The organism is Pseudolysinimonas sp. (genome assembly GCF_057350545.1).
Genome location: NZ_JBMRCP010000090.1, coordinates 1 through 13,226 on the forward strand (window position 1 = coordinate 1; position 13,226 = coordinate 13,226).

Annotated in this window: 19 protein-coding genes; 15 read left to right on the forward strand and 4 right to left on the reverse strand. The window is 70.4% G+C overall.

Features of this window, described 5'->3' with window-relative positions:
* Together ACO1X9_RS12675 and ACO1X9_RS12680 are read right to left on the reverse strand one after the other, a co-directional pair.
* Nucleotides 1-478 (reverse strand): ABC transporter ATP-binding protein (locus tag ACO1X9_RS12675; RefSeq protein WP_486351203.1); only part of this gene is annotated, 478 nt, incomplete at its 3' end.
* A 48-nt stretch (nt 479-526) separates the two neighbouring features.
* The gene (locus tag ACO1X9_RS12680) at nt 527-946 is read right to left on the reverse strand and encodes a magnetosome magnetite crystal formation protein family (RefSeq protein WP_486351204.1); all 420 of its coding nucleotides are present in this window, start codon (nt 944-946) and stop codon (nt 527-529) included.
* 22 nt (nt 947-968) lie between these two features.
* On the opposite strand from ACO1X9_RS12680, the gene ACO1X9_RS12685 reads away from it, so the two are divergent.
* From ACO1X9_RS12685 to ACO1X9_RS12700, 4 genes are all read left to right on the forward strand, one after another.
* Nucleotides 969-1,751 carry a hypothetical protein gene (locus ACO1X9_RS12685; RefSeq protein ID WP_486351205.1) on the forward strand — a complete coding sequence of 261 codons (783 nt, stop codon included), beginning with the start codon at nt 969-971 and terminating at the stop codon, nt 1,749-1,751.
* 138 nt (nt 1,752-1,889) lie between these two features.
* Nucleotides 1,890-2,099, forward strand: coding sequence for a hypothetical protein (locus tag ACO1X9_RS12690; protein WP_486351206.1), 210 nt, complete (start codon nt 1,890-1,892; stop codon nt 2,097-2,099).
* Nucleotides 2,100-2,122: 23 nt separating this feature from the next.
* Nucleotides 2,123-3,979 (forward strand): ABC transporter ATP-binding protein, encoded by a 1,857-nt coding sequence (locus ACO1X9_RS12695; RefSeq protein WP_486351207.1) that lies wholly within the window; start codon nt 2,123-2,125, stop codon nt 3,977-3,979.
* 18 nt (nt 3,980-3,997) lie between these two features.
* The gene (locus ACO1X9_RS12700; protein WP_486351208.1) at nt 3,998-4,765 is read left to right on the forward strand and encodes an IclR family transcriptional regulator; all 768 of its coding nucleotides are present in this window, start codon (nt 3,998-4,000) and stop codon (nt 4,763-4,765) included.
* A 176-nt stretch (nt 4,766-4,941) separates the two neighbouring features.
* Here the strand turns inward: ACO1X9_RS12700 and ACO1X9_RS12705 are convergent, their stop codons facing one another.
* Nucleotides 4,942-5,304: a VOC family protein gene (locus ACO1X9_RS12705; protein WP_486351209.1), complete on the reverse strand. Its 363-nt coding sequence runs from the start codon at nt 5,302-5,304 to the stop codon at nt 4,942-4,944.
* Between the two features lies 1 nt (nt 5,305).
* A complete protein-coding gene (locus ACO1X9_RS12710; RefSeq protein WP_486351210.1) occupies nt 5,306-5,938 on the reverse strand; it encodes a LysE family translocator in 633 nt (210 codons plus the stop codon).
* A 60-nt stretch (nt 5,939-5,998) separates the two neighbouring features.
* Here ACO1X9_RS12710 and ACO1X9_RS12715 point away from each other — a divergent pair, with 60 nt between their 5' ends.
* The 11 genes from ACO1X9_RS12715 to ACO1X9_RS12765 form a co-directional block, all read left to right on the forward strand.
* Entirely contained in the window at nt 5,999-6,574 is a 576-nt protein-coding gene (locus tag ACO1X9_RS12715) for an ArsR/SmtB family transcription factor (RefSeq protein WP_486351211.1), read from the forward strand.
* A complete protein-coding gene (locus ACO1X9_RS12720) occupies nt 6,571-7,104 on the forward strand; it encodes an SRPBCC domain-containing protein (RefSeq protein ID WP_486351212.1) in 534 nt (177 codons plus the stop codon). Before ACO1X9_RS12715 ends, ACO1X9_RS12720 begins: the two co-directional genes overlap by 4 nt.
* A complete protein-coding gene (locus tag ACO1X9_RS12725; protein ID WP_486351213.1) occupies nt 7,101-7,724 on the forward strand; it encodes an MBL fold metallo-hydrolase in 624 nt (207 codons plus the stop codon). The genes ACO1X9_RS12720 and ACO1X9_RS12725 overlap by 4 nt, the downstream gene beginning before the upstream one ends.
* Nucleotides 7,725-7,772: 48 nt before the next feature.
* Nucleotides 7,773-8,630, forward strand: a complete 858-nt coding sequence (gene pcaH / locus ACO1X9_RS12730; RefSeq protein ID WP_486351214.1) for a protocatechuate 3,4-dioxygenase subunit beta — start codon at nt 7,773-7,775, stop codon at nt 8,628-8,630.
* A complete protein-coding gene (gene pcaG, locus ACO1X9_RS12735; protein ID WP_486351215.1) occupies nt 8,630-9,181 on the forward strand; it encodes a protocatechuate 3,4-dioxygenase subunit alpha in 552 nt (183 codons plus the stop codon). Before pcaH ends, pcaG begins: the two co-directional genes overlap by 1 nt.
* Nucleotides 9,168-10,361, forward strand: coding sequence for a lyase family protein (locus ACO1X9_RS12740; protein ID WP_486351216.1), 1,194 nt, complete (start codon nt 9,168-9,170; stop codon nt 10,359-10,361). The genes pcaG and ACO1X9_RS12740 overlap by 14 nt, the downstream gene beginning before the upstream one ends.
* Nucleotides 10,358-11,122, forward strand: coding sequence for an alpha/beta fold hydrolase (locus ACO1X9_RS12745; protein WP_486351217.1), 765 nt, complete (start codon nt 10,358-10,360; stop codon nt 11,120-11,122). Before ACO1X9_RS12740 ends, ACO1X9_RS12745 begins: the two co-directional genes overlap by 4 nt.
* Nucleotides 11,119-11,499, forward strand: a complete 381-nt coding sequence (locus ACO1X9_RS12750) for a carboxymuconolactone decarboxylase family protein (RefSeq protein ID WP_486351218.1) — start codon at nt 11,119-11,121, stop codon at nt 11,497-11,499. Before ACO1X9_RS12745 ends, ACO1X9_RS12750 begins: the two co-directional genes overlap by 4 nt.
* 202 nt (nt 11,500-11,701) lie before the next feature.
* The gene (locus tag ACO1X9_RS12755) at nt 11,702-12,079 is read left to right on the forward strand and encodes an antitoxin HicB (RefSeq protein WP_486351219.1); all 378 of its coding nucleotides are present in this window, start codon (nt 11,702-11,704) and stop codon (nt 12,077-12,079) included.
* Nucleotides 12,080-12,243: 164 nt separating this feature from the next.
* Nucleotides 12,244-12,921, forward strand: coding sequence for a 3-oxoacid CoA-transferase subunit A (locus ACO1X9_RS12760; RefSeq protein ID WP_486351220.1), 678 nt, complete (start codon nt 12,244-12,246; stop codon nt 12,919-12,921).
* A partial coding sequence (locus ACO1X9_RS12765) for a CoA-transferase (RefSeq protein ID WP_486351221.1) occupies nt 12,912-13,226 on the forward strand: 315 nt, incomplete at its 3' end. The genes ACO1X9_RS12760 and ACO1X9_RS12765, both read left to right, overlap by 10 nt.

Consider the following 13,226-nt stretch of genomic DNA (forward strand, 5'->3'; position numbering starts at 1 on the left):
GCAGCAGGATGCGCGGGTCGTTGATGAGGGCGCGCGCGATCGTGAGGCGGCGCTTCATGCCGCCGGAGAGGTCATCGACCTTCGCCTTCTTGCGGTCGGCGAGCTGCGCGAACTCGAGCAGTTCGTCGGCGCGCTTCGCGATGTGCGCGTGCGGCAGCCCGAAGTAGCGCCCGTAGACGAGGAGGTTGTCGCGCACGAGCAGCTCGTTGTCGAGGTTGTCCTGCTGGGGCACGACGCCGAGCTGCGACCGGATGTCGGGGCCGTGCGCGTCGGGGTCCATGCCGAGGATCTCGAGGTGCCCGGAGGTGCGCGCCGACACCGCACCGACCATGCGCATCGTCGTCGACTTGCCGGCGCCGTTGGGTCCGAGCAGACCGAACGACTCCCCCGGCGCGACCTCGAACGAGATGCCGTCGACGGCGGCGAAGTCTTTGTACTTCTTGACGAGGTTCTCGGCGACGATCACTGGCTGCGGCACGGAGATCGAGCCTAAGGGCACCCCGCGACATCCGCGAGCGAGAGCCGCCTACCGCAGAAACGGAATCGCGATCGGGGCGCGGAACACCCGCGTCGCCGCGGCGATCGTGCCCGCGACGGTCACGATGAGGTGGGCGATGGCGAGCACGAAGAAGACGATGATGACCGCCCCGATCGGGAAGAAGCCCGCGGTGCGGAACTCCTCGATCGACACCATGACCGCGAAGTAGACGGCGCACAACCCGAACACCACGAGGATCGTGAGCGCCCAGTTCGCGGCGTTCGTGGCGTTGCCGCGCACGAGTTGGTTCGCGCTGCGCCGCCGCGTCCGTGCCGTCACCAGAATCGCGACGGCGGCGATGAGCAGACTGGCGAACGGGATCGGGATGTAGGCGAGGAATCCGAGTGCCCAGGACAGCCGCCCCGTGGGCGCGGCGACCGGGTACTCGGGAATCGAGGGCGTACTCATCCGGCGATCCTAGACTGACCGCATGCGCCGCCTCACGTCCGTCGTCGCGGTCGCCGCGGTCGGCGTGCTGGCGCTCGCAGGGTGCGACCACCCGCCGGAGGATGATCCCGCGACCGACCCGCCGGACACTCCGGCGGAACTCGTGCTACCCGAGGATGCCGTGCTCGGCCTCGTCGCGATCGTCACCGCCCCGAACGGCGCCACCGCCGATCTCGCGGTGATCGTGCACGCGTCGCTCCCCTACCTCGTGCCGGAGGCCGAGGAGGCGATGGCGACGACGATCGCCTGGTGCGCGGGCGAGGTCGATGAGACGGTCATCACGGGGCGCGGTTACACGTTCACGGCGGTCGACGTCGCGCTTACGCCGCGCGACGGCGACTGGCCCGACGACCTGCGGCTCGCGGTGGCTCCGCAGCCGAACCCGGAGTTCGGGTCGACGCTCGCCGCGGGTGACGGGCTCGTGCAGGTGGACGCGAGCGACGACGACTCGTTCGGCGACGCGGTGCCGCATTGCCGCCAGCCGGCTGTGCTGGAAGGCGCGGGCGGCGGCACGGTGTATCTCGGCATCCCGAGCGACATCACCGGGGCGAACGACGCCGCCTCGTTCACCGCGTGGACGTTCCACGACTTCGGGCTCTCGGCCGTGCTGCCCGGCGACCTCGGGGCGTCGGAGACGACGTTCTCGTCATGCGTCGCGAGCATCACTCCACTGGGCTCGGAGTTCGGCGCCCCGAGCCCGACCTGGGCGGACAAGGCATCCGACACCGCCTGCCTCGTCGGCGGCGGCCCCTCGGTGGTCGAGTAGCCGCCTCCGGCCGCGCCCCTCGGGGGTCGAGTAGCGGTCTCAGGGCGCGCCCCTCGGTGGTCGAGTAGCGCGAAGCGCGTGTCGAGACCCGTCAACCTGAGTTGACTTCGGATCGAATCGTCAACTACGGTTGACGCCATGACCGAGCTGCGCACCCTCGCCGGCGAGGCCGACTCCGAGGATCCGTACGCCGCGCTGCGCGCGATCGTGCGACTCCGGACAGAATTGGATCGCGCGGAGACGATCGCCGTGCGCCGAGCCCGCAACGCGGGGTACTCGTGGCACACGATCGCCCTCGCCCTGGGCGTGAGCAAGCAAGCCGTCCACAAGAAGCACGGCCGCGCGTAGCGGTCAGGAAGCGACACGAATCCATGAGCGAACCCCGCGGCGGACTGCTGCGCCGAGGCAAGCCCGAGTCGGGCCCCCGCGCGAGCTTCCGCGAGCTGCTGCCGTACATCCTCGAGCACCGCGGACTGCTCGTCGCGGCGCTCCTGCTGAGCCTCGTGGGCGCCGCCGCCTCGCTCGCGCAGCCCCTGCTGGTCGGCCAGATCATCACGGTCGTCGAGAGCGGCGGCGTGATCGGCATCCTGGTCTGGGTGCTCGTCGCGCTCGTCGTCGTCGGCGCGATCCTCGGCGGGGTGCAGCACTACCTGCTGCAGCGCATCGGCACCTCGGTCGTCTTCTCGGCGCGCAGCGCGCTCGTGCGACGGATGCTGCGACTGCCGATCTCGGAGTTCGACCGCCGCCGCACGGGCGACCTCGTCTCCCGCGTCGGGTCCGACACGACGCTGCTCTACGCGGTCATCACACAGGGGCTGCTCGACGCCCTCTCGGGTGCGGTGATCTTCGTCGGCGCGATCATCGGGATGCTCGTCGTCGATCCGCTGCTGCTCGGGCTCACCCTCACCGTCGTGCTGCTCGCCCTCGGCAGCGGCGTGCTGCTGTCGTCGCGAATCCGGCCGGCGAGCAAGGAGCAGCAGGAACGCGTCGGCAACCTCGCCGCGGCCGTCGAGCGCGCGATCAGCGCGATCCGCACCGTGCGCGCGTCGAACGCGACGGAGCGCGAGACCGAGGCGATCCTCGTCGAGGCGGAGGCCGCGAAGCGCGCGGGGTTCAAGGTCGCGCGGATCTCGGCGATGGTCGTGCCGATCGCGGGTATCGCCGTCCAGGTCGCCCTGCTCGTCGTGATCGGTGTGGGCGGGTTCCGCGTCGCGAGCGGCGAGGTCGCGATCGCGTCGCTCGTCACCTTCATCCTGTTCCTCTTCATGCTGATCGGCCCGATCGGCTCGGTGTTCGGCGCCGTCAACTCGGTCAACCAGGCGCTCGGCGCCCTCGGCCGCATCCAGGAGATCACCGCCCTCGAGAACGAGACCGATCGGGATGCCGGGATCGAGCCCGCCGCGCCCGTCACGACGTCGGCGGCGATCCGCTTCGACGACGTGCGTTTCGCGTACGTGGTCCCGCCCGAGACCGCGGCGCCCGACGAGGCGCGCGACGTGCCCGAAAATGGGCACGTCGCGCCCTCCGAGCCGCATATTCCGGCACGTCGCGAGGTGCTCAAGGGGGTCACGTTCGAAGTGCCGCGGGGGAAGCGGGTCGCCCTCGTCGGACCGTCGGGGGCGGGCAAGTCGACCGTGTTCGCACTCATCGAGCGGTTCTACGACCCCGACTCGGGCGTGGTGCGGCTCGACGGTCGGGATGTCCGCGGCCTCCCCCGCGACGACCTCCGGGCCCAGATCGGCTACGTCGAGCAGGACGCCCCCGTGCTGGCCGGCAGCCTGCGCGACAACCTCAAGCTCTCCTCCCCCGACGCGACCGACGAGGCGTGCATCCGGGTGCTGCGCGACGTCAACCTCGGCGGGGTGCTCGACCGCGACCCGGCGGGGCTGGATGCCGCGGTCGGCGAAGACGGCATCATGCTGTCCGGCGGCGAACGGCAGCGGCTCGCGATCGCGCGGGCGCTGCTCGCGGCCCCGCCGATCCTGCTGCTCGACGAGTCGACGTCGAGCCTCGACGGGCTGAACGAGCAGCTGCTGCGCGAAGCCATCGACGCGGTCGCGGCCGATCGCACGCTGCTCGTCATCGCGCACCGCCTGTCGACCGTCGTCGACTCCGACGTGATCGTCGTGCTCGAGCACGGCGAGGTGATCGGCATCGGCACCCACTCCGAACTCGTGCAGTCGACGCCGCTCTACCGCGACCTCGCGAAGCACCAGCTGCTGGTCTGAGGCAACGGGAGAACACGGATGGCAGGTCGGTCGGGCGAGCCCGGGGTCTCGCTGCTGGAGCGGGCATCCCGACTGCTGCGTGCGCTGTCGACGGAGGGCGAGTCGATCGGCGTGCCCGAGCTCGCGCGCTCGGCGAGCCTGCCCGTGTCGACGACGCATCGGCTCGTCGGCGAGCTCGTGCGTCTCGGAGCGATCGAACGGCATCCCGACGGCACCGTGAGCATGGGACTCGGGCTGTGGGAGCTCGGCGAGCGCTCCGCCGTGCTGCGGCGGCTGCGCGAGGCGGCGCTGCCCGAGCTCGTCGAGCTCTACGACCTGACCGGTGAGAACGTGCACCTCGGAGTGCTCACCGGTTCCGAGGTGCTGTACGTCGCCAAGGCGAACGGCAAGCGCGCCATCCCGACCCTCTCCGAGGTGGGGATGCGGCACCCGCTGCACACGACCGGCGTCGGCCGCGCCATCCTGCTGGGCCGCGAGCCCGAGTGGCTCGACGAGTACCTGCAGACGCCGCTGCTGCCCGACACCCGCCACTCGATCACGGATGCCGTGCGGCTTCGCGAGGTGATCGCGGCGGAGGCGAAGCAGGGCTACGCGTTCACACGGCAGGAGATGACGCTCGGCAACGTGTCGATCGCGATGCCGCTGCGACCGCGCTCGGGGCTGCCGGCGGCGGCGATCGGGATCGTCGCGCACGCGTCGTCCGCCGACGAGGTGCGGCTGCTGCCGCTGCTGCGGCGTGCCGTCGCCGCCGTCGAGCAGCGTCTCGACCACACCACCGCGGGTTGAGTGCCGCGCAGCGGTGTATCGAAACCCACCCCGAGTCACCCGTCCCGGGGTTTCGATACACCCGCCTGCGGCGGGCACTCAACCCGCTAGGCGGGCGCTGCCCCTCGCGGGCATCCTGAACCCCATGGACGTCCTCCTCGGTGGTCGAGTAGCCGCGCAGCGGCGTGTCGAGACCGCTAGTCGCGCTGCTCGATGAGGGCGAGCTGCGTGCCGTCGGGGTCGACCACGTAGCCCGCGCGCATCCCCCACTCCTGCATCGCCGGCTCGTGCCGACGCGGGTGCCCGGTCGACGCGACGGGCACGCCGGCGGCGACCACGGCATCCCACAACTCGTCGAGGTCGGCGACGCGGATCGTGCACTGGAACGCGCTCGACAGCGGGTCGACGTCCGGATGCGCGAAGAACTCGAGCTGCACGGTGCCGCGACGCAGGATCATCCAGCCGTCGCCGCGGAAGTGCTCGACGAATCCGAGGCCCGCGTAGAAGTCGCGCGTGACGAGCAGGTCGCGCGACGGGAGGGCGGGAGAGGCGTGGTCCACGTCAGGTCGCCGGGGTGCGTCGGGCGAGGGCGAGCCAACCGGCGAGGCCGAGCAGGATGACGCCGCTGACGCGTTCGATCCACACGGCGCCGCGGCGCTTGAGCACGCGCACGGCCTGCGATCCGAGCAGGGCGTAGGCGAACATGATCGTGAAGTCGATCGCGCAGAACACGACGCCGATGACGAGATACTGCAGCACGACGTCGGCGCCGGGCGTGATGAACTGCGGCAGCAGCGCACCGACGAAAAGGTACCCCTTCGGGTTGGTGACGGCGACGAGGAAGCTGCGCAGGAACACCGCTCGACGGGTGCCGCGCGGATCGGCCGTCGGGTCACCGTGCAGCAGGGCGCCGCGAGAGAGCAGCATGCGGATGCCGAGGTAGACGAGGTAGGCGACGCCGATCCACTTCACGACCGTGAAGACGGTCTCGCTCGCGAGGAGCAGAGCCCCGAGTCCGAGGCCCACCGCGACGACGAGCACGATGTCGGAGGCGACGGCGCCGAGCATCCCGTAGGTCGAGCGCTTCACGCCGTAGCGGGTGCCGTTCGCGAGCGCGAGCAGCACGGTGGGGCCGGGGATCGCGATGGCGACCACCGCGGCGAGCGCGAACGCGGCGACGGTGCTGAGCTCCATGCGTACGGTCTACCATTCCAGGCTTGACAGTTTTTCTTGTCTGGCCTTACTGTCGTCGACATGGATGAGTTGCGGGTGCTCGACGACGGAGCAGCGGTCGAGGTCGCGCTGCACCCGATGCGCACCGCGATCCTCGATGCCCTCGCAGAGCCCGGCTCGGCGACCACGGTCGCCGCGACGATCGGCACGACGCGGCAGAAGGCGAACTACCACCTCAAGCTGCTCGAGGCGCACGGGCTGGTCGAGCACGCCGAGTCTCGGGCGTGGGGTGGCATCAGTGAACGGTTCCTGCGCCGATCCGCCCGCCGTCTCGTCGTCTCGCCGACGGTGCTCGAGACCACGCCGCTCGACCCGGACGATGTCGCCGACCGACTTTCTGCCGCCTACCTGATCGCGGTGAACGCACGGAGCGTATCCGAACTTGGGGCGATCACGCGCGCCGCCGCCGAGGGCACGCGCGTCCCCTCCCTGACCATCGACACCGTGATCGGGTTCGCCTCGGCTCAAGATCGCGCGGCCTTCGCGGCCGAACTGCAGTCGACGATCGCCGCACTCGCCGCGAAGTACCACCACGACGAAGGGCGGCCCCACCGTCTGGCCATCTCGTCGTATCCCCGACCGAAGGAGTCGTCGTGACCGAGCCCGAACCGCGCGAGCGCGTGGAGCACCGGATGGAGCGCACCTACGAGGTCGGGGCGAGCCCGGCTGAGGTGTGGCGGGCGATCGCAACCGCGGACGGCATCTCGTCGTGGATGGCGCCGACGCAGCTCGATGCCCGGATCGGCGGCGCCGTGTCGTTCGACTTCGGCGATGTCACGTCGAACGGCGTCGTCACCGGATACACGCCCGGCCGTCGCTTCGCGTACGAGGAGCCGTGGCCACTCGCGGCGACGCCCGACGAGCTCGCGCCCGATATGGCGCAGTGGTTCGCATCGATCGGCGTGCCCCTCGAGGAGGTCTACGCGACACTGCCGTTCGTCACACCCATCGCGACGGAGTTCCTCGTCGAGGCGGCATCCGGCGGCTCGTGTGTGATCCGCGTGGTCACGAGCGCCTACGGCACCGGCGCGGAGTGGGAGGACGAGTTCTTCGACCAGATGGTCGACGGCTTCGCTCCCCTGCTGGACGAGCTCGCGGCGCGACTCTCGGTGGGGGCGCTGCGATGACCGTCCCGCGCCAGCCGATCACGGTCACGCCCCTCCATGTCGCCGACCTCGCCGTCGAGGGCGAGCTCATGCCGGTCATGATCCACGCGATCGATCACCCTGACGGGCGGATCCTCGTCGACACGGGCTTCACCGAGCTGCACCCCGCGGTCGCCGACATGGACCCGCGTCTCCACCCGCTCCGCGAGCAGGGATTCGATCCCGGCAGCGTCGACCTCGTCGTCAACACCCACCTCCACTTCGACCACTGCGGCGGCAACCATCTGTTCGCCGGAACTCCCACGTACGTGCAGCGTCAGGAGCTCGACGACGCGCGGAATCTCGACGACTACACGATCCGCGAGTGGGTGGATGCTCCCGGCGTGACGTTCGTACCGGTCGACGGTGAACTCGAGCTGCTCCCCGGCATCCGCCTCGTGCCGGCACCGGGCCACACCCGCGGCACGCAGATCGTGGTGATCGACGGCGACGCCGGTCCGACGATCGTCGCGGGCGACGCCGCCGTCTGGTCGGGCGAGCTCGACGAGCCCACGACCGAGGGGCAGCGGCTCATCCGCTCCCTGAACCCCGAGCGTGTGTGGCTCGCGCACGAACGCGACCCGTGGATGCCGACCTCCTGACCTTCCACTGAGTGGGACGAGATGCCGCGGGCGGCGGGAGTCGGCGGGATGCTGAGCCGAGACCTCTCGACGCACACAGGAGTGACAGTGGTGGACGACATCCCGAAGACCGCGGCGAACTACCCGCCCGGGCATCCCACGCAGGCGGACATCTCGGCGGAGATCGCCGACATCGCGAAGAACAAGCCCACGTCGGCCGACCCGAACTGGGGCGACCACCGCACCCTCGTCGACTACCCGCCGTACCGCTCGAGCATCCTGCGGCACCCGAGCGCGAACCTCGAGCTCGTCGACCCCGAGACGCTCGAGCTGCACTCCCCCGCCTTCGGGCACCGCGACGTGCACTGGACCGAGTTCGACCTCACGCAACAGGTGAACGGCGAGCCGCAGGGCGAGCGCATCATCGTCACCGGCCGGGTGACGGATGCCGACGGCCGGCCCGCGGCGAACCAGCTCGTCGAGATCTGGCAGGCCAACGCCGGCGGACGCTACCGGCAGAAGAAGGAGCGCCACCCCGCGCCGCTCGACCCGAACTTCAACGGCGTCGGCCGCGTGCTCACCAACGCCGACGGGTTCTACAAGTTCGTCAGCATCAAGCCCGGCGCCTACCCGTGGCCCAATCACGTGAATGCGTGGCGGCCCGCGCACATCCACTTCTCGGTGTTCGGCAACCAGTTCACCGAGCGGATGGTCACGCAGATGTATTTCCCGGGCGATCAGCTCATGCCGCTCGACCCGATCTTCCAGAGCATCACGAGCGAGAAGGGCCAGAAGAGCCTCATCGCCGACTACGACCACGACGTCAGCGTGCCGAACTGGGCGCTCGGTTACCGTTGGGACATCGTGCTCAACGGCAGCAACCGCACCTGGTTCGAGAGCGTCGACGGCCCGGAGGAGGAGCACTGATGTCGCAGCCGAAGCTCTACCCCACCGCCGACCAGACCGTCGGCCCGTACTACGCGATCGGCATGGAGTACGCCGGGTCCGAGGCGCTCGTGCCGCACGGCTCGGCCGGCTCGATCACGCTGTCGGGCTACGTGTACGACGGCAACGGCGTGCCGGTTCCGGATGCCGTGGTCGAGATCTGGCAGACCGACGCGGCGGGCAACGTTCCCGCGGTGTCGGGCAACATCGTGCGCCGTGTCGACTCGTTCGCCGGTTTCGGCCGCTCGGGATCCGACGAGGAGGGCTACTACCAGTTCACGACGGTGGAGCCCGCCCCCACCGAGGAGGGCAAGCCCGCGTTCTTCGCGGTGATCGTGTTCGCCCGCGGACTGCTCGCGCGCCTGCACACCCGCATCTACCTGCCGTCGCCCGCCACCGACGGCGACGAGTTCCTCACCAGGCTGAGCCCCGAGCGACGGGCTACGCTCATCGCGACGCCCGTGGACGGCGGCTACCGCCACGACATCCACCTGCAGGGTGCGAAGGAGACAGTGTTCCTTGCCTTCAACTGACGACGACGCCGACACCGGCCTGCTCTCACCTCTCTGGGCGGGCACGCCGGTGGCGGCGGCCACGTCAGACCTCGCGGTGCTCGCCGGCATCGTGCGTTTCGAGGCGGCGCTCGCGCGGGTCACCGCCCCTCCCGGGGTGTCCGACCGCATCGCGGCGGCCGGGGTCGACCTCGACGCGGCGCAGATCGCCCGCGAGGCGCGCTCCGGGGGCAACCCCGTCATCCCGCTGCTCGGCGCCCTGAGGGAGCGGCTCGACGACGAGGCGTCGCACTGGCTGCACCGCGGCGCGACGTCGCAAGACGCCCTCGACACGGGGCTCGCTCTCGTCGCGAAGGATGCCGTCGCGATCATCATCGCCGACGCCACCGCGGCCGTCGAGGCGTTCGCCGTGCACGCCGCCGCGCACCGCGCCACCGTGATGGTCGGGCGCACGCTCACCCAGCCCGCCACTCCGATCACGCTCGGGGTGAAGCTCGCCGGCTGGGCGCGGGGGGTGGCCTCCGCCGCGGCCGAGGTGCGCCGTGGCGCGCGCGACTACCCGGTGCAGTTGGGAGGCGCCTCGGGAACGCTCGCCGCGTTCACGGCCTCCGGCGCCGACAGCATCGACATCGCCTCCCGGCTGGCTCGCGACCTCGGCCTGGCCGACCCGGTCGCCCCGTGGCACGTCTGGCGTGCGCCGATCACCCGGCTGGGCGACTCGCTCGTCGAGCTGACGGATGCCTTCGGCACGGTCAGCGAGAACACCACCGCTCTCGCCCGGCTCGGCGAACTCGACGACGGCGCGGCCGGCGGATCGTCGACGATGCCGCAGAAGTCGAACCCGATCCGGGCCGTGCTCATCAACGCCGCCTCCCGGCAGGCGACGCACCTGCTCTCCGCCCTGCACACCGCCGCGATCACCGTCGATGAGCGGCCCGACGGCGCGTGGCATGCGGAGTGGGAGCCGTTCCGCTCGCTCCTGCGCATCGGTGGCGGTGCCGCCTCGCTCGGACGCGACCTCGCCGAGGGGCTGCGCGTGCATCCCGAGGTCATCGCCCGGCACGTCGCCGAGGCGGGGCTCGACCTGATGGCCGAGCGCAAGCGCTTCGCCGACGGCGACGCCGACGCCGCGGACTACCTCGGCGTCTCGGCAGAACTCGTCGACCGACTGCTCACGGAGGCTCGCGAGGTGCTCGAATGAGCGCCCCCGCCATCCATCTCGTTCCCCTCGTTCCCGGGGGTTCGGGACGGCCGCTGCTCGTCGGGCCGTCGCTCGGCACGCGCGTCGCGGCGGTGTGGGGTCCGACGGTGCCGCTGCTCGGCGACCGGCCCGTGTACGGATGGGACCTGCCGGGTCACGGCGTCTCGCCCGCCGCCACCTCTGGGTTCTCGATCTCGGAGTTGGCGACGGGGATCACCGCCGCCGTGGACGAGCTCGGGCTCTCGACGTTCGCGGCCGCCGGGGTGTCGCTCGGGGGGCTCGCGTCGCTCGCGCTCGGGCTCTCCCTGGGGTCGCGGGTGACGTCGGTGACGCAGATCTGCTCGCTGCCCGTCTTGGGCACCCCCGACGGGTGGGCCGAGCGGGCGGCGCAGATTCGTGCATCCGGAACCCCCTCGGTCGTGCAGGGCTCGGCCGCCCGCTGGTTCGCCTCCGGATTCATCGAGTCTTCGCCGACCGTGTCGTCCGGGCTGCTGCGCGACCTCATGGATGTCGACGACGAGAGCTACGCACTGTGCGCGGAGCTGCTCGGGTCGACCGATCTGCGTGCCTCGGTGCCGTCGCTGACTGTGCCGTACACGCTCATCGAGGGCGCGGTGGATGTCGTCGTGCCTCTGGCTGCTGCCGAAGAGGCTGTCGCGTCGGCGCGTGACGGGCGGCTCGAGGTGCTGCCAGGCGTCGCGCACCTCGCGACGGTGGAAGACCCGGCATCCGTTGCTCGGATTCTTGCGGAGGTGTCATGAGTTTGTCGGATGACGAGCGTCGCGCTCAGGGGATGAAGGTGCGCCGCGAGGTGCTGGGCGACGAGCACGTCGACCGTGCCGTCGCCGGCGTGAACCCCGACAACGAGGACTTCCAGGACTACATCACACGCGTCGCGTGGGGCGACATCTGGTCGCGTCCGGGGCTGGATCGTCGCTCCCGCTCGATCGTCGTGCTCTCGGTGCTCATGACCGCGGGGTACTGGGAGGAAGTGCCGATGCACTTCCGGGCGGCGATTACCAACGGCCTCTCCCGCGAGGAGATCCGCGAGGTGATCCTGCAGGTCGGCCTCTACCGTGGGGTGCCGGTGGCGAACCACGGCACCCACCTGCTGCGCGACACCCTCGGCGAAGCCTGACCCTCGGTGGTCGAGTAGCGACCGCAGGTCGCGTGTCGAGGCCTCTCCACAGATTCACGACCGCTAACCTTGAAACTGTCTAGGCTTACTAGACTACATTGGTGGTCGAGCAACCCACGCGCAGAGTCCTCCCCGACGGGCACCGGCTGATCTCACCCGGGGTGTATCGCCAGATTCTGAAGAAGATCGAGGAGGCGAAGGGATGACCGCGTACCGCGTCGAGGTGACCCGCGAGGGCAAGTGGTGGATGGTGTCGATCCCTGAGCTCGACGGTCTCACTCAAGCCCGCCGGCTCGAAGAGGCCTCGGTGATGGCGCGCGAGTACATCGCCGTCACGCTCGACATCCCCACGAGCGATGTCGAGGTGAACGTCGCCGTCATCGATGTCGACGGCGTCAACGTCGCTGACGAGATCGCTCGGTTGGAAGCCGAGAAGCGCCAAGCGGAGGCAGCGCGGGAGCGCGTCGCCGAGGACACGCGGCGACTCGCCCAAACGCTCGCCGGCAAGAAGGTTCCGGTGCGCGACATCGGCGCGATCCTCGGGGTGTCTCACCAGCGGGCCCACCAGCTCGTCGGCTGAGCGCCGGACGATCTGTGCCCCTCGAGCGCCGGGGAGCGCGGACAACGCCCCCGCATCCCGCGCGCTCTCACGCAGACACCCCACGCGCGGCCGAGAAGTCGGGGTAGCATGTACTCAAAGAGAACGCGCGTACGCATAACGAACGGGCGGGTGAGGACATCCGAATGCGGACGAAGATCGTCCCCGACGGCGCTGCCGCCCTCGAAGGCATCCCGGACGGCGCCACGATTCTCGTCGGCGGCTTCGGCCTGGCAGGCCAACCGATCGCACTCATCGACGGCCTCCGCGACCTGGGTGTCACCGACCTGACGATCGTCGCGAACAACGCCGGCAACGGCGACACCGGCCTCGCCGCCCTCCTCAAGGCCGGCCAGGTGCGCAAGGTGATTTGCTCGTTCCCCCGCCAAGTCGACTCCTACGTGTTCGACGAGCTCTACCGCGCGGGCAAGATCGAGCTCGAGGTCGTCCCTCAGGGCAACCTCGCCGAACGCATCCGCGCGGGCGGCGCCGGCATCGGCGGCTTCTTCACCCCCACCGGGGTCGGCACCCTCCTCGCCGAGGGCAAGGAGACGCGCATCATCGACGGCCGCGAGTACGTGCTCGAGAGTCCGATCAAGGGCGACGTCGCCCTCATCGGCGCCTACAAGGGCGACCGCTTGGGCAACCTCGTCTACCGCAAGACATCCCGCAACTTCAATCCGGTGATGGCGACCGCGGCGACGCTCACGATCGCGCAAGTCGACGAGATCGTCGAAGTGGGCGACCTCGATCCCGAAGCCATCGTCACGCCCGCCCTGTATGTCGACCGCATCGTGGAAGTGGGGAAGCGCCCGTGGCTCTGAGCAGAGACGACCTCGCGCAGCGGATCGCACAGGACATCCCGTACGGCGCCTACGTGAACCTCGGCATCGGCGCGCCGACCCTCGTGGCCGACCACCTCGAGCCCGAGCGTGACGTGACGCTGCACACCGAGAACGGCATGCTCGCGATGGGTCCGAAGCCCGACGCCGAACGCGTCGACCCCGACCTCATCAACGCAGGCAAGCAGCCGGTCACCGAGTTGCCGGGCGCCGCCTACTTCAGCCAGGCGGACTCGTTCGCCATGATGCGCGGCGGCCACCTGGACGTCTGCGTGCTCGGTGCGTAC

What these genes read in the sequence shown, in the direction of transcription:
- ACO1X9_RS12725 (WP_486351213.1), top strand. Translation starts at nt 7,101, where the DNA reads ATGACCGTCCCGCGCCAGCCGATCACGGTCACGCCCCTCCATGTCGCC.
- ACO1X9_RS12715 (WP_486351211.1), top strand. Translation starts at nt 5,999, where the DNA reads ATGGATGAGTTGCGGGTGCTCGACGACGGAGCAGCGGTCGAGGTCGCG.
- ACO1X9_RS12760 (WP_486351220.1), top strand. Translation starts at nt 12,244, where the DNA reads ATGCGGACGAAGATCGTCCCCGACGGCGCTGCCGCCCTCGAAGGCATC.
- ACO1X9_RS12680 (WP_486351204.1), bottom strand. Translation starts at nt 946, where the DNA reads ATGAGTACGCCCTCGATTCCCGAGTACCCGGTCGCCGCGCCCACGGGG.
- pcaG (WP_486351215.1), top strand. Translation starts at nt 8,630, where the DNA reads ATGTCGCAGCCGAAGCTCTACCCCACCGCCGACCAGACCGTCGGCCCG.
- ACO1X9_RS12710 (WP_486351210.1), bottom strand. Translation starts at nt 5,938, where the DNA reads ATGGAGCTCAGCACCGTCGCCGCGTTCGCGCTCGCCGCGGTGGTCGCC.
- ACO1X9_RS12685 (WP_486351205.1), top strand. Translation starts at nt 969, where the DNA reads ATGCGCCGCCTCACGTCCGTCGTCGCGGTCGCCGCGGTCGGCGTGCTG.
- ACO1X9_RS12690 (WP_486351206.1), top strand. Translation starts at nt 1,890, where the DNA reads ATGACCGAGCTGCGCACCCTCGCCGGCGAGGCCGACTCCGAGGATCCG.
- ACO1X9_RS12755 (WP_486351219.1), top strand. Translation starts at nt 11,702, where the DNA reads ATGACCGCGTACCGCGTCGAGGTGACCCGCGAGGGCAAGTGGTGGATG.
- pcaH (WP_486351214.1), top strand. Translation starts at nt 7,773, where the DNA reads ATGCTGAGCCGAGACCTCTCGACGCACACAGGAGTGACAGTGGTGGAC.
- ACO1X9_RS12695 (WP_486351207.1), top strand. Translation starts at nt 2,123, where the DNA reads ATGAGCGAACCCCGCGGCGGACTGCTGCGCCGAGGCAAGCCCGAGTCG.
- ACO1X9_RS12745 (WP_486351217.1), top strand. Translation starts at nt 10,358, where the DNA reads ATGAGCGCCCCCGCCATCCATCTCGTTCCCCTCGTTCCCGGGGGTTCG.
- ACO1X9_RS12700 (WP_486351208.1), top strand. Translation starts at nt 3,998, where the DNA reads ATGGCAGGTCGGTCGGGCGAGCCCGGGGTCTCGCTGCTGGAGCGGGCA.
- ACO1X9_RS12750 (WP_486351218.1), top strand. Translation starts at nt 11,119, where the DNA reads ATGAGTTTGTCGGATGACGAGCGTCGCGCTCAGGGGATGAAGGTGCGC.